Below are 12,919 nucleotides of genomic sequence, written 5' to 3' on the forward strand. Positions count from 1 at the left end.
ATCAGAGGGTGAGGTATCCGGTGGCGAGGCCGTGAAGGCCGATGATCGCGCCCGTCGCGGCCGCCAGGAAGACGACCCATTCCACCGGCCTGAACAGCGTGACCCCCTGCTCGCGGCGCGCCAGCCAGTAGAGGAAGGTGCCGGGGGCGTAGAGGATGGCGGCGAGCAGGACGAACTTGAGGCCGCCGGCGAAGATGAGGAAGATCGTGTAGAGGGTGGCGATCGCCGCCAGCAGGAGGTCGCGCGGACGTTCGCCGGGGCGCAGCTCGTAGGTCTCGCCGCGCCGCGCGATCTGCAGGGCGTAGAGCGCGACCAGCAGGAAGGGGATCAGCGCCATCGCGCTGGTCAGGCTCAGCATCAGCGCGAACGCGTCTTGCGACCAGTAGGTGCTGATCACGAACAGCTGGATGACGATGTTGGTCAGCCACAGGGCGGCGGCCGGCACCCCCTTGTCATTCTCCCGCGCCAGGCGGGCGGGCATGTCGCGGGTGCGGGCGGCGGCGGACAGCACCTCGGCGCAGATCAGCGACCAGGCGAGATAGGCGCCGAGCACCGAGACGATCAGCCCCAGCCCGACGAACACGGAACCCCAGGGGCCGACGACCGCTGCCAGCACCTCGCCCATCGACGGCTGGCGCATGCCGGCGACGGCGCTGCGCGCGAGCACCGCATAAGGCAGCAGGGTCACCAGCACCATCAGGCTGGTGACGAAGACGAAGCCGACCAGCGTCGCGCGGCCGACATCGGCGCGCTTGCGCGCGTAGCGCGAATAGACGCTCGCCCCTTCTATGCCGAGAAAGACGAAGACCGTGACCAGCATCGTCGCGCGAACCTGCTCGATCAGGCTCGACGGGGGCATGTCGCTGCCGCCCCAGAAGTTCGCGGCGAACAGCCCGCGGTCGAAGGCCAGGACGAGGATCAGGATGAAGACCAGGATCGGCACGACCTTGGCGATCGTGACGATGCTGTTGATGAACGTCGCTTCCTTGACGCCGCGCAGGATCATGAAGTGGAACAGCCAGATCCCGATCGAGGCGACCAGGATCGCCGCGACGGTGTTGCCGTCGCCGAAGACCGGGAAGAAGGCGCCCAGCGTCGATTTGATCAGCACCCAGTATGAGACGTTGCCGATGCAGGAGCCGATCCAGTAGCCGAAGGCGGAGAGGAAGCCGGCATAATGGCCGAAACCTTCCTTGGCATAGGCGTAGACGCCGGCGTCGAGGTGCGGCTTGCGCTCGGCCAGGATCTGGAAAAGCCGCGCCAGGGTGAACATGCCGCCGGCGGCGATGCACCAGGCCAGCAGCGCCCCGAACGGTCCGGTCGCGAGCGCGAAGGTGCGCGGCAGCGAGAAGATGCCGGCGCCGATCATCGATCCGATGACCAGCGCGGACAAGGCGAACAGGGACAGGCTCGGTGCCTGGCGGCCGCCCGTCTCCGCGGCGGCCGGCCCGGCCTGGGCGGAAGGGGTTGCGGTCGGAACGGTGGCGGCCATGCCGGCGATTACCGCGACGGCCGGACGGCGGTGCAGCGAACCGGCATCATCCGCCCGACTGTATAGCTCAGGGCATTGCCCCGGCCGCGGATGGAGTGGGTCGGCGATTCGAACCAGAAGCCCGTCCGCGAACGCCGTCGCCGAAGCTCGACGAAGCCGCCGTCGGGGGTGATCAGGCGGGCGCGCTCGCCCTGGAAGATCACGGTGATCCGGCCGCTTCGCTCGCACTGAAAGGTGACCCTTCCGCGCTGCGGAACGGTCTCGCAGGCGGCCAGGACGAGCGCGCCGGCGCAGGCGAGGACCGCGGCGGCTCGGGCGGTGCTAACGGACCGGGATCCAGACATAATCGCCTCCGTCCATCATCAAGTTGAGGTGCAGCCGGCGATCGGCGATGACGAAGCTTCGGACGTTGGCGATGTCCCCGGATATCCGCTCCAGCCGCGAGGGCGGGCAGGCGGCCATGGTCATCGCCCCCGGTTCGATCCGGACCTCGCCGCGCGACATGTGGGGGTTGGGCGACGTCCAGCGCCCGGTGCCCCGGTTGCAGGAAAGCTGCATCGCCGCCGATCCGTCCGGAAGAAGACGAAGGCTGTAGACCTCGTCGCGGCGCGGCTGGATCATGCCGATCGCATCGTCCGACGACTGGAAGTGGATCAGCCGCCATTCCGTGCCGACCAGGGTCGGGTTGAACGGCCCCGTGCCGGTGGCGCAGGCGCTGAGCAGGAACGCTCCCAACATGGCCGATGCGAGCCGTTTCAGGCTTGTCCCTGTGTGGCCTCGTCGAGGATCGATCATTCTGTTCTCCTGGACCGGGCCGGAGAAGCATCCCCGGCACTTGCATCGTCCGCTTCCGCCGCCGGATCGCGGGAGTTGCCGACTCCTGTCGCGGGGTGGACGGCGCGGGGAGCAGGAGCCGGCAGCAGGACGCTAGGCAGGCGCGTGCGCGGAGATAATCGGGGTAAACCCCGAAACCGGCGCGAACCTGTAGCGATGCCGTCGTCGGAGAATCAGGCCTGGATGATATTGTTGCGCACGGCGAACCGCACCAGTTCGGCCGAGGTGTGGAGCTTGAGCTTCTGCATCACCGAAGCCCGATGGGTCTCGACCGTCTTGATGCTGATCGAGAGCAGGTCGGCGATTTCCCTGTTGGTCCGTCCCTCCGCGATAAGTTGGACGATCTCCCTCTCGCGGTGGGTGAGCGCGCTGAGCTTGCTCTGCGACTTGGTCTGCAGGAACCGCTCGAGCAGGGTCTCCGAGATGATCCCGGAGAAATAGGGCCTGCCTACCGAAAGCGACTCGACGGCGGCGATCAAGTGCTGCTCCGCTTCCGACTTGAGCACGAAGCCGCGCGCCCCGGCCCGCAGCACCTCGAGGATGATGTCCTCGCGGTCGTGCATCGTGTAGATCAGTATCTCGATCCGCGGCAGCGCGCGCTTCAGCGACAAGGTCAGCTCCAAGCCGTTCAGCTCCGGCAGCGAATAGTCGATGATGGCGATGTCGGGCCGCGCTTCCAGCGCCGCCTCCAGGGCGTGGCGGCCGTCCAGGGCCTCGGCGACGACTTCCAGGTTCGGCCGTGTCTCGACCAGCGCTCTGATGCCGCGCCGGACGATGTCGTGGTCGTCGGCGATGAGGATGCGCCGGGTCGGACCGCTCATGGCATCTGCCCTCAGCCCTGGCCTGCGCCATGCAGACCTTCATCCGCGGCCGCTCGCCGTCGCGGCGCCCCTTCACCCGGGTGGCCCGAAAGCACGCGCCGGCAAAGGGCGGGCGGACCCGACGATTTTTGCCCCGCACGGCGACGCTTTGTATCGGTGATTTCCCTGAGGCCGCGCAAGCCCCCGGACGAACGTGCCGTGTAGAAATGGCATGCGGTTCGTGCACCTGTCCTTTGGTCACGAAGTGCCGCTGCCCGGAATATCGATAAAACAAAAGTGCTTGCTCAGATCCTGGCAATAGAGATCAGCAAATACCTGCGGTTTTGCGCAGATTGAAGCAAGACCCAAACTTTGTTACCAAACTGGATTAGCGGCCTGCTTCCGGTCGGATATGGGGATGCGTCGCAATGGCGAGTATAGCTGACCCTCCTGCAAAGTCTGACAAGCGCCTTCGCCCTGCTCTTGCCGGCATCGGCCCGGCAATCCTGGAGCCGCCGGCGGCGACCCTCGGGGTCATTGCTGCTGCCGCCGCGAATTGCGAGCGGCTGGAGCAGGCGAGCGAGGCGCTGGCGCGGTCCCGCTATCGATTGAGGGCGATCCTGGACGCCGCCGGCGACTCCTATCTGCTCGTCGACCCCGAGCGCCGGATCCTCGATCTCAACGGCGTGCTGCTGAACGCGCTCGGACGGGCGCGGGCCGACTGTGTCGGCCACGACTACCGAACCGTCATCGACAGCGATGGCTATCGTGCGGTGATCGAGCAGACCTTTCGGCGCGGCCGCGCCGTCGAGATGGAGACGCCTTCGCTCCTCCATCGCGGCGAGCGGGTGAGGCTGTGCGGCATGCCGGACGAGGACGGAATGGTCGTCGTCGGCCGCCGGCTGGCGGGGCTGCGGCCGGCCACCTCGGCGGACGCCGCATCGGCGCCGGAGCGGGTGCTGATGGCGCGGGAACAGGAGCGCCGCCGGCTGGCGCGCGAGCTCCATGATTCCGTCCAGCAGGATCTGGTGGCGATCGGTTTGAGCCTCCATGCCTTCGGCAGGTCCGGCCGCGATGGCCGGGCCGCGGCGACGCGCGAAGTGAGGGCATTGCTGCATCGTGCCCAGCTCAGGATCAGGACCTGCGCCTTCCTGATGCACCCGCCCGAACTAATGCAGGGCGATCTGGTGTCGGCGCTGACCTCGCTCACGACAGGCCTGGAACGTCGGATCGGCGTGAAGGTGCGCCTGGTCGCGCCCGACGAGATCGACCTGGACAGGCAACAGGCGAGAGCCTTGTACAGGATCGCGCAGGAGGCGCTGACCAACGTCTATCGGCATGCCCGCGCTCGCCACGTCATCGTCCGCCTTCATCCCGGAAAGACGCGAACGGTGCTCGACATCGAGGATGACGGCGTCGGCTTCGACATCGACCGCGCGCGCCGTTCGGCGGGCGGCCTGGGCCTGGACAGCATGTGCGAGCGCGCTGCCGAATGCAGGGGACGATTGGTTTTCGAGCGGCTTCCGCGCGGCATGCTCGTCCGGGCGACCCTTCCGGCTCGATCCATCTGATCTGCCAGGCCTGATGAGGCCGCCTAATTGGGATCGCGTCCGCGCTCGTGTCTCTGGATGCAATTGTCCGTCACCTCGCGCGTGCAGGTCGGATAGTCGCCGGTGCTCGGGCGCGGTGCGAAGACCTGCGCCTGGTTGGGGTTCGGGGCGAACTGGGCGCCGGCCGGCACCGGCCGCGACTCGTTGGCGCCCGCGGGCACCTGCGCGAGATTGGATTTCACGACGTAGCCGCGCGAATCGCGCGGCGGGTCCGACTGCATGACGGCCAGAGCCGGCGCGGCGATGGCGACGGCCAGGAAGATCGGAAGGCGCGAGACGGTCATGGCTTTCTCCACGGTCTGAAGGGCGCCGTCGCCGTTCGGCGGCGGCCGTCGCGGCGAGGCTCGCGAGACTCCCCGACGACTAGTTTGGACGCCTCAGGCGTGCCATCGGGACAAACCCGGGTTCCGGCCCGGCGTCGACACTATCCCGGGAATCGGCGAAGGACAGGCTCGGCGGGCGATCGAACGGGCCGATCGAGCGCATCCGGTGTCATTTTCGTGCCGATCTGCAGGATAGTGCCGATGGTCTCTGCCGGCCGGGCGGCCGAAGGTGACCGGATGATCACGGCTCCCCGTCATGTCCGGCCGAAGGTGGCGCTTCGTGGCGATCCCCGCGGCACGGCGATCGATCCGCGCTGCGCCATCGGCCTCGCCGGGCTCGGCGTCGTCGTCCTGTTCCTCGCTGCGATCTAGGGCAGCGCTCGGCCGCACGCGGCGGCCGGCATGCCCATCTAGTCCGGGCCGCCCGGTCGGCGGGGCCTACCAGCCACTTGCCCGCGTCACCCGCGCATTGTCGGCGGTGCCGGTCAGCCGGACGCGATCGCCGACGCGGTAATGGCGGGGATCGCCCGGCTGCACGACGGCAACGCTTTCACCCGATTCGAGACGTATCGTCAGCTCGACCCCATTGGAGCGCTGGGATCCCTGGATGGCGCTTCCGACGGCGCCGCCCGCCGCTGCACCGGCAACCGCGCCGGCGACATTGGCGGCCGTGCTGCTGCCGATCTGGCTGCCGCCGACGCCGCCGAGCAGGGCTCCCGTCACGGCTCCCAGCCGCGTCTGGCCGGGCCGTATCTCGACCCCGCGAACGGCGATGACCCGTCCGAACGCCACCGGCATCACCTGGCCGGCTTCGTTGCGCGAGAAGGAATTGGGGGAGGTGGCCGGCGTGCAGGCGGCGAGCGCCGCGGCGGCCGCGGCGGCCATGGCGGGTCGTGAAGCCGGAACGTGCATGAGGAATCTCCCATTGGCGATGCGCCCCGCTTGCGCCGCGCGGCGCGGCAGCTTTCGCATCCGGCTGGAGATTAGGGGCACGCGGGGATGGGGTTAATCGGGGCAACTACCGAGGTGGCCGTCGATTATCCCTGAGGCGCTGTCGCGGCGGCACCGGGAGGAGGGGTGGGCGGCGCCGACAGGTGGCGCTTCAGCCGTTCGACTTGGGCGGACGGCCACCCTTGCGCCTCGGTCACCGCGATCCAGGCATCGACATGATGCGCCGGATGGAAGGTGTGGCCGAAGCCTTTCGGCGCGCTCCCGAACAAGGCGATGTCGGCCAGCAGCTGCATGAAGGTGACGACGGGATACCAACGGAGATGGGGTGACACGTCGGGCCCACGCGGTGGAGTCATCCACTCGGGCCGGCGATAGAAGGAGCGGGCCTCGAAGAAGGTCACCGGGTCGCTGGCATATTGGAGATAGACGATCCGTGTAGGACCCCATCGCGCGCCAGGGATCGAGATCGCGTTTCGCTGGCTGGTGAATCGGAACCGCGATCCGTCGCCGATCCGCGGCAGCCAGGCCGGTGACCCGGTACTTCGGGCAGCCGTGACCGAACGCCAGATCCGGCTCGGAAAAGGGGGGCCGACCCAGAATGCTCCGTCGATCGGTGCTTCCGTCAGTTCCGGCAGCGCGGTCGAAGCTTCGGAGCTCAGCGCGCCCAGGCTGAGGCCGTACAGATAGAGCTTCGGCCTTTCCCCGCGGGGAAGGCGGCGCCAGCGCGCATGAACCTCGCGCAGCAGCGCGCGCGAGGCTTCGGCGCCATAGCCCGGCTCCACCAGCAGAGACACCGGGCTCGCCAGATAGGAATATTGGACGGCGACGCTCGCCACGTCGCCGGCATGGAGATATTCCAGCGTGTCGATCGCCGCCGGGTCGACCCATCCGGTCCCGGTCGGCGTGATCACCACGAGCACCGAGCGCCGGAAGCCGCCGGTCCTCTCCAGCTCGCTGGCGGCGACCCGTGCCCGTTCGGCGGCGCTCCCGCCGGAGCGCAGACCGGCATAGACGCGTATCGGCTCGAGCGCGGGCCGGCGCAGGAAGGCGCCGATGTCGCGCGCCGACGGTCCGGCCGCAATATATTCGCGCCCGGCACGGCCGAGATCTTCCCAGTCCAGCAGCGAGGCGGGGCTGCCCGTCTTGCCGGGATCGGCCGGGGCCGCATGGTCGGGCTCGATGAGCGAGTCCAGCTCGCGATACGAGGAATCCGCCAGGTGCAGCCCGGCGCGGAAGACGATGCCCGAGGCGATCGCCCAGACGATGAGGACGGTCGCCAGCAGGCCGAGGATTCGCGCGGCCACGGGCGGGAAACGCTGCGGCGCGTGGCGCTTCAGCCGGACGAGGATCAGCCGCACCAGCCCCGCCGCGGCGCGCAGCAAGGCGAAGGCGAGGAGGGCGACGAGGAGGATCGTCGCCGGATGATGTTCGGGAACGGGCTCGAGGCCCATCAGGCGGCGGACCGAATCCTGCCAGTCGTCGACCTTCGCCAGGAACAGGAGCGCGAGCAGCGCCGAAGCGGTCATCGCCGTCGCCCGGATGGGGGCGGCGATCCGGCCGTGCGGCGAGGGCAGGCGGAGCCGGTGCCACAGCCATGCCGCGCCCGCGCCGAGGGCATAGCCCGCCGCAAGGCAGAGCCCCGACAGCAGGCCCTGGAAGAGCGCCGGCCGGGGCAGGAGCGAGGGCGTGAGCGAAGCCGCGAAGAACAGGCCTCCCAGCACCATCCCGGCGGCGGAGCGCGGCCAGGCCCACGGGCGCAGCCCTGTTCGCGCCGACTTGCCGGTCGGGGACGGGCTGGAGCGGAGCGCCACGTCGTCGGCGTTCACGCGCCGCCCGCCCCGTTCTCAGGCGCCGGTGCGGGTGCAGAGCACGTCGGCGAGGAAGTTGCGGCCGCCGACGGTCTCCTGGCGGTGATAGCTCGCGGCGGTCCAGCCGCGGCTGCGGCAGAAGCGGTTGGCGCTGTCGGCGGCGCAGGCGGCGGCGCCCGATGCGCAGGAGATGACCCGCCCCCGACCGTCGCTCGGCTGGGTGAAGAATTCGGCGCTCATGCCCCGCAGCGATCCGCCGCCGCCGCCGACCGGCGGGACCGGCTCGGGCAACGTCACCACTTGCGACGGCCGCGCCGAGGCGACCCGCCAGGAGACCGACGCGGTATCGATGGCGACGCGGTTGCAGGGCGCTCGGAAACCCGTGCGGGTGCAAAGGTCCCACGCCTCGCCCGGCGCGACGCGGACGCTGCGGACCGTCCACGGAATGGGGAGGGTGGGCCGGGTCCCGCTGACGATGAAGGTCTGGCCTCGAAACCCGTTCTGGCTGAACAGCATGACCTCGCCTCGCCGCTGGGCCTGGACGGAAGCGGGCAGGGCGAGTGTCCCGGTGATCGCCAGCGAGAGCAACAGGGGGCGTACGCGCATGATCCGGCTCCTTCTTGCAGTCCCGCCCCAGGCACCACGCCGGCGCGGGGCGGCGGCGCCGCTCGCCGCACCGGGCGCCGCCTGCTGACGCTCGCGGCTTCGAACAGGCCCGGTGCGGCGAAGCTGCGATCTCTCGCCTCTTGCGCTCGCACGGCGAATCTAAGCGGGAAACCCGACAGCGGGGATCGGGTCTTCACCTGAGGCCGGCGCGGTCAGACCCCGAGCCGCCGGCGCTGAGTCAGCCGCATCATCGGACCCGGCGCGCGCCTTTACCGGCCGCGATCGCCGGGGCGCGTCGGCGGTTCGGCCCGGTTCGTCATGCGTCCTCGTCGAGAGCCTGCGCCTCCGCCTCGCGTAGCCAGCGGGCGGTGAGCTCGGGCTGCGTGAAGGGGAGCATGTGGCCGCCGGGGACGATCTCCAGCCGGGCGCCGTCGATCTGCCCCGCCGTGATGCGGCCGTGGCGCTCCGGATCCAGCAGCCGGTCGCCGTCGCCGTAGAGGATGCTCGCCGGCACCGCGATCTCGCCGTAGCGCGCGACCAGCGCCGGCATCTGGTTCTCGAGCGCGACCAGGTCGGAAGAGGTCTCGTAGAAGTTGCCGGGACGGGCGCCGAGCAGGCCGCCGCCCTCGGTGCCGAAATCCGCCGGCACCGGCTCCGGGCCGAACACCATCTTCATCGCCTTCTCGCGCATCGCCATCGCCATCGGCACGGCGATGCTGTTCGCGATCAGCCGCCGCACCAAAGGCGAGCGTATCTCGAGGGATTTGAACACGTCGGGCGCGTCGCTTTCGTCCTGGGTGAGCGGCGCGATCAGTGCCAGCGATCCGACGCAGTCCGGCTGCTCCAGCGCGAGGGTCAGCGAGACCGCGCCGCCGAGCGAATGGCCGACCAGCATCGGCCGCTCGAGCCCGAGCGCGCGGATCAGGCCGGCGATCGCCGCCGCCTGGGCCGACAGGCTCGCCGAGGCGCCGGCGCCGCGCAGCGAATAGCCGGAGCCGGGCCGGTCGACGAGGACGACGCGGTGGTCGCGGGCGAGATCGTCGACCAGCGGCCGCGCGAAGTTGCGCATCTGCCCGCCGAGCCCGTGGATCATCACCAAAGCCGGGCCGCTGCCCTTGTCGACATAATGGAGGCGGTTGCCCTCGACCTCGATTATCTCGCCGTCCATCGGCACCAGCCTCTCGGCGCGCCGTGCGGCGCCGCGGCTGAACAAGGCGAGGCCGCCGGCGGCGATCGCCGCCGCGCCCGCGATCAGGGGAAGGGGGATCAATGCATTCGCCTCCTCAGCAGGTTCCAGTAGGTGACCGGCGCCAGCCGTTCGATCAGCGCGGCGGCCTTGGCGTCCGATCCGACCATGACCCGCGGCCGGCGCCGCTCCATTCCGGCGACGATGATCTCGCCGGCCTTGTCGGGCGGCAGCCGCAGCAGCCGGCGGTAGCGCTCGCGGTTCGCCGCCAGCTCCGTCTCGCTCGTCCCGGCCGGCGCGCGCGCATTGTCGGCGATCCGGGTGGCGACCCCGCCGGGATGGACCAGGGTGACGGCGATGCGGGCGCCCTCCGCCTCGAGTTCGCGGCGCAGCGATTCGGTGAAGCCGCGCACCGCGAACTTGCTCGCGCAATAAGCGGACTGCCCCGGCGGCGCGATCAGCCCGAACAGGCTCGAGAGGTTGACGAGATGGGCGTCGCCGCTGGCCCGCAGCAGCGGCAGGAAGGCGCGGGTCATCCGCACCACGCCCCAGAAATTGATCTCGAGCAGCCATTCGAAATCGGTCTCGCTCACCTGCTCGAAGGTGCCGCCGACGGCGACGCCGGCATTGTTGATGAGGATGTCCGCGCGCCCGTGCGCCTGCAGCACCGTCTCCGGAAAGGCGGCCACCGCGGCCCGGTCGGCGACGTCGAGCCGATGGCGGCCGGCGCTGGCGCCGAGCGCTTCGACGAGGCCGGCTGTTTCCTCGAGCCCAGCTTCGTCCACGTCGGCGAGCGCGAGGCGGCACTGCCGCCGGCCAAGCGCCAGCGCGATTCCGCGCCCGATGCCGCCGGCGGCGCCGGTGACCACCGCGACCTGGTCCTTCCTCATGCCGCCTCCGTGACCCGCGCCGGCACTTCGCCGCCGCGCGTGAAGACGAGCGTGCCGTCGTCGACGCGGCCGAGCTTGAGCGCGGCGAGGTCGAGCGCGTAATTCTGGTGGAGCTTCCAGGGCCGGCGCGAGCCCTGCTTGGGCAGGCTCGCCAGCGCGCGCTGGACGTAGCCCGAGGTGAAATCGATGAACGGCACCTCCTCGACCCCTGTCCCGCGACGCGGCACGACGGTCGTGCAGCCGGTCCGCGCCATGTGGTTGAGCAATCGGCACAGATAGAGAGCGGTGAGATCGGCCTTCAGCGTCCAGGATGCGTTGGTGTAGCCGAAGGTATAAGCGAGGTTGGGCACGTCGCTGAACATCATGCCCTTGTAGGTGAGCGAGCGCGAGAAGTCGCAGGCGGCGCCGTCGACGGTGAAAGCGACGTCGCCGAGCAGCTTCACCTTGAGCCCGGTGGCGGTGGCGACGATGTCGGCCTCGAGCTCGCCGCCCGAGCGGAGCTTCAGCCCCTTCTCGGTGAAGCTCTCTATTTCGTCGGTGACGACCGAGGCCCGGCCCTCGCGGATCGCCTCGAACAGGTCGGAATCGGGCACCAGGCACAGCCGCTGCTGCCACGGATTGTAGCGCGGGGTGAAATGGGTCTCGACGTCGTAATCGGGCCCGAGCTCGTCGCGCACCAGCCTGAGCAGCTTCGCCTTCACCTTCGCCGGCCGCTTGCGCGCCAGCTGGAAGAAGAGGAGCTGGAGCAGGACGTTCTTCCAGCGCACCAGGCCATAAGCGAGCTTCGCCGGCAGCAGCCGGCGCAGCGTGTCGGCGATCCGGTCGCGCGACGGACGCGAGACGATGTAGGTGGGCGAGCGCTGCAGCATCGTCACGTGCGCCGCCTGCTCGGCCAAAGCGGGGACCAGGGTGACGGCGGTGGCGCCGCTGCCGATGACGACGACCTTGCGCTCCCGATAGTCCAGGTCCTCGGGCCAGAATTGCGGATGGACGATCCGTCCGGCGAAGCGCTCCCGTCCCGGCCAATCGGGGTCGTGGCCCTGGCCATAATCGTAATAGCCGCTGCATAGGTGCAGGAAATTGCAGGTGAGGCGGACCGTCTCGCCGCTCCCCTCCCGCACCGCCTCGACCGTCCAGCGGGCGTCTCGCGACGACCAGTCGGCGCGGGTCACCCGGTGACGGAAGCGGATCCGGCGGTCGATCCCGTTCTCCGCTGCGGTCTGCCGGACATAGTCGAGGATGGAGGGACCGTCGGCGATCGCCTTCGCCTCGGTCCACGGCTTGAACGCATAGCCCAGGGTGAACATGTCGCTGTCGGAGCGGATGCCCGGATAGCGGAACAGGTCCCAGGTGCCGCCGATCGCGTCGCGCGCTTCGAGGATGAGCCAGCCGCGTCCGGGGCAGCGATGCTTGAGATGCCAGGCGGCGCCGATGCCGGAGAGCCCGGCACCGACGATGATGACATCGACATGGTCCGGCGGCGGCGGCCCTCCGCTTTCCGGATCGGCGCGGCCTTCGATGGGAAGGCGGGGCTCGTCGAGGCTCATGCGACCTCCGCCGGCCGGGTCTGCCGGATCAGCGCCATCTCCGCCTCGATCCGCGCCAGCCGCGCCTCGATGCCGTCGCCCTCGGTGCCGCGCGGCGAGGCCGCCGCCAGCGGCGGGCTGGCCGGTGCGCGCTCGCCGCGCTGGTGGGCGAGCTCGGTGATCACCGCATCGCAATGGCGCTGGTGAAAGCCGCGCAGCTCGCGCTCGGCGCCGTCGCCGTCGCCGAGCTTGAGCAGGGCATGGATGCGCTGGACGTCGCTCAGTTCCTCGCGCTGGCGCTCGTAGGTGAGGTGGTCGCACGGATGCTCCCACATCGCCCGCCACACCGACCGGTTGAGGATCGCCGACACCTGCGATCGGACATAGTGATTCTCGCTGCCGACGACGATCGTCGCGGTGAAGCCGCCCAGCGCGGTGGCGAATTCGAGCGGCGGCGAGAAGCCGGCGACGACCATCTTCTCGATCCGGCCCACCCGCTCGCCGATCCGCGCCAGCACCGCCACCGAGCGATGGCGGGCGACGTAGCGGGCGCCGAGCGCGATCAGCATGCCGGCGGCGGCGAAGGCGTCGGCGAGCCGGTCGAGCGAGTAGCCGCGAACGACGCCGCCGCGGCCGGAGATGAGCTCGACCGATCCTCGCTGGGCGAGGATGCGCAAGGCTTCGCGCACCGATCCGCGGCTGGAATCATATTGCTCGGCGAGCTGCATCTCGATCAGCCGGTCGCCGATCGCATAGTTCTGCGCCGCGATGGCATAGTCGATCGCGTCCGCGATCCGCTCCGGAACCGATCGCCCGTCCACCGCCGGCTCACGGTCGCTGCGCTTCAGCATGAGCGGCGCGATTGTTCGACAACGCGCGCCGACCCATCGCTT

The 12,919-nt window shown here is 69.9% G+C and carries 14 protein-coding genes; 2 read left to right on the forward strand and 12 right to left on the reverse strand.

The genetic code is table 11. The annotated features are described in order from the left end of the window. Position 1: 1 nt before the first annotated feature. The 4 genes from DDE10_RS07255 to DDE10_RS07270 form a co-directional block, all read right to left on the reverse strand. Complete coding sequence (locus DDE10_RS07255; protein ID WP_114952066.1) at positions 2-1,492, reverse strand: basic amino acid/polyamine antiporter; 1,491 nt, start codon at positions 1,490-1,492, stop codon at positions 2-4. A gap of 8 nt (positions 1,493-1,500) precedes the next feature. Continuing rightward, on the reverse strand, positions 1,501-1,836 hold the full coding sequence (locus tag DDE10_RS07260) for a hypothetical protein (protein ID WP_114952067.1): 336 nt from the start codon (positions 1,834-1,836) through the stop codon (positions 1,501-1,503). Then, positions 1,814-2,230: an META domain-containing protein gene (locus DDE10_RS07265; protein ID WP_162806413.1), complete on the reverse strand. Its 417-nt coding sequence runs from the start codon at positions 2,228-2,230 to the stop codon at positions 1,814-1,816. The genes DDE10_RS07260 and DDE10_RS07265 overlap by 23 nt, the downstream gene beginning before the upstream one ends. A gap of 269 nt (positions 2,231-2,499) precedes the next feature. Next, positions 2,500-3,147 carry a response regulator gene (locus DDE10_RS07270; protein ID WP_114952069.1) on the reverse strand — a complete coding sequence of 216 codons (648 nt, stop codon included), beginning with the start codon at positions 3,145-3,147 and terminating at the stop codon, positions 2,500-2,502. Between the two features lie 407 nt (positions 3,148-3,554). Here DDE10_RS07270 and DDE10_RS07275 point away from each other — a divergent pair, with 407 nt between their 5' ends. After that, positions 3,555-4,697 (forward strand): sensor histidine kinase, encoded by a 1,143-nt coding sequence (locus DDE10_RS07275; protein ID WP_114952070.1) that lies wholly within the window; start codon positions 3,555-3,557, stop codon positions 4,695-4,697. Between the two features lie 23 nt (positions 4,698-4,720). Here DDE10_RS07275 and DDE10_RS07280 read toward each other — a convergent pair whose 3' ends face one another. Continuing rightward, on the reverse strand, positions 4,721-5,020 hold the full coding sequence (locus DDE10_RS07280) for a hypothetical protein (protein WP_114952071.1): 300 nt from the start codon (positions 5,018-5,020) through the stop codon (positions 4,721-4,723). A gap of 240 nt (positions 5,021-5,260) precedes the next feature. On the opposite strand from DDE10_RS07280, the gene DDE10_RS23370 reads away from it, so the two are divergent. After that, complete coding sequence (locus tag DDE10_RS23370; RefSeq protein ID WP_162806415.1) at positions 5,261-5,431, forward strand: hypothetical protein; 171 nt, start codon at positions 5,261-5,263, stop codon at positions 5,429-5,431. Between the two features lie 66 nt (positions 5,432-5,497). Here the strand turns inward: DDE10_RS23370 and DDE10_RS07285 are convergent, their stop codons facing one another. The 7 genes from DDE10_RS07285 to DDE10_RS07315 all read right to left on the reverse strand — a co-directional run bounded on the left by DDE10_RS07285 (position 5,498) and on the right by DDE10_RS07315 (position 12,877). Continuing rightward, positions 5,498-5,971 (reverse strand): outer membrane lipoprotein, encoded by a 474-nt coding sequence (locus DDE10_RS07285; RefSeq protein ID WP_162806417.1) that lies wholly within the window; start codon positions 5,969-5,971, stop codon positions 5,498-5,500. A gap of 125 nt (positions 5,972-6,096) precedes the next feature. Then, complete coding sequence (locus DDE10_RS07290) at positions 6,097-7,836, reverse strand: alpha/beta hydrolase (RefSeq protein ID WP_284734493.1); 1,740 nt, start codon at positions 7,834-7,836, stop codon at positions 6,097-6,099. Positions 7,837-7,854: 18 nt separating this feature from the next. Next, positions 7,855-8,424: a hypothetical protein gene (locus DDE10_RS07295; protein ID WP_114952073.1), complete on the reverse strand. Its 570-nt coding sequence runs from the start codon at positions 8,422-8,424 to the stop codon at positions 7,855-7,857. Between the two features lie 316 nt (positions 8,425-8,740). Further along, on the reverse strand, positions 8,741-9,694 hold the full coding sequence (locus DDE10_RS07300; RefSeq protein WP_284734494.1) for an alpha/beta fold hydrolase: 954 nt from the start codon (positions 9,692-9,694) through the stop codon (positions 8,741-8,743). After that, the gene (locus DDE10_RS07305; RefSeq protein WP_114952074.1) at positions 9,691-10,500 is read right to left on the reverse strand and encodes an SDR family NAD(P)-dependent oxidoreductase; all 810 of its coding nucleotides are present in this window, start codon (positions 10,498-10,500) and stop codon (positions 9,691-9,693) included. The genes DDE10_RS07300 and DDE10_RS07305 overlap by 4 nt, the downstream gene beginning before the upstream one ends. Beyond that, positions 10,497-12,047 carry a flavin-containing monooxygenase gene (locus tag DDE10_RS07310; RefSeq protein WP_114952075.1) on the reverse strand — a complete coding sequence of 517 codons (1,551 nt, stop codon included), beginning with the start codon at positions 12,045-12,047 and terminating at the stop codon, positions 10,497-10,499. The genes DDE10_RS07305 and DDE10_RS07310 overlap by 4 nt, the downstream gene beginning before the upstream one ends. Continuing rightward, positions 12,044-12,877, reverse strand: coding sequence for a GntR family transcriptional regulator (locus tag DDE10_RS07315; RefSeq protein WP_162806419.1), 834 nt, complete (start codon positions 12,875-12,877; stop codon positions 12,044-12,046). The genes DDE10_RS07310 and DDE10_RS07315 overlap by 4 nt, the downstream gene beginning before the upstream one ends. Between the last annotated feature and the right edge of the window lie 42 nt (positions 12,878-12,919).

Origin of the sequence: Sphingosinicella terrae (assembly GCF_003347635.1) — a bacterium.
Lineage (GTDB): Bacteria > Pseudomonadota > Alphaproteobacteria > Sphingomonadales > Sphingomonadaceae > Allosphingosinicella > Allosphingosinicella terrae.

What these genes read in the sequence shown, in the direction of transcription:
- DDE10_RS07310 (WP_114952075.1), bottom strand. Translation starts at nt 12,047, where the DNA reads ATGAGCCTCGACGAGCCCCGCCTTCCCATCGAAGGCCGCGCCGATCCG.
- DDE10_RS07265 (WP_162806413.1), bottom strand. Translation starts at nt 2,230, where the DNA reads ATGTTGGGAGCGTTCCTGCTCAGCGCCTGCGCCACCGGCACGGGGCCG.
- DDE10_RS07295 (WP_114952073.1), bottom strand. Translation starts at nt 8,424, where the DNA reads ATGCGCGTACGCCCCCTGTTGCTCTCGCTGGCGATCACCGGGACACTC.
- DDE10_RS07280 (WP_114952071.1), bottom strand. Translation starts at nt 5,020, where the DNA reads ATGACCGTCTCGCGCCTTCCGATCTTCCTGGCCGTCGCCATCGCCGCG.
- DDE10_RS07260 (WP_114952067.1), bottom strand. Translation starts at nt 1,836, where the DNA reads ATGTCTGGATCCCGGTCCGTTAGCACCGCCCGAGCCGCCGCGGTCCTC.
- DDE10_RS07275 (WP_114952070.1), top strand. Translation starts at nt 3,555, where the DNA reads ATGGCGAGTATAGCTGACCCTCCTGCAAAGTCTGACAAGCGCCTTCGC.
- DDE10_RS07315 (WP_162806419.1), bottom strand. Translation starts at nt 12,877, where the DNA reads ATGCTGAAGCGCAGCGACCGTGAGCCGGCGGTGGACGGGCGATCGGTT.
- DDE10_RS07270 (WP_114952069.1), bottom strand. Translation starts at nt 3,147, where the DNA reads ATGAGCGGTCCGACCCGGCGCATCCTCATCGCCGACGACCACGACATC.
- DDE10_RS07305 (WP_114952074.1), bottom strand. Translation starts at nt 10,500, where the DNA reads ATGAGGAAGGACCAGGTCGCGGTGGTCACCGGCGCCGCCGGCGGCATC.
- DDE10_RS23370 (WP_162806415.1), top strand. Translation starts at nt 5,261, where the DNA reads ATGGTCTCTGCCGGCCGGGCGGCCGAAGGTGACCGGATGATCACGGCT.
- DDE10_RS07285 (WP_162806417.1), bottom strand. Translation starts at nt 5,971, where the DNA reads ATGCACGTTCCGGCTTCACGACCCGCCATGGCCGCCGCGGCCGCCGCG.
- DDE10_RS07255 (WP_114952066.1), bottom strand. Translation starts at nt 1,492, where the DNA reads ATGGCCGCCACCGTTCCGACCGCAACCCCTTCCGCCCAGGCCGGGCCG.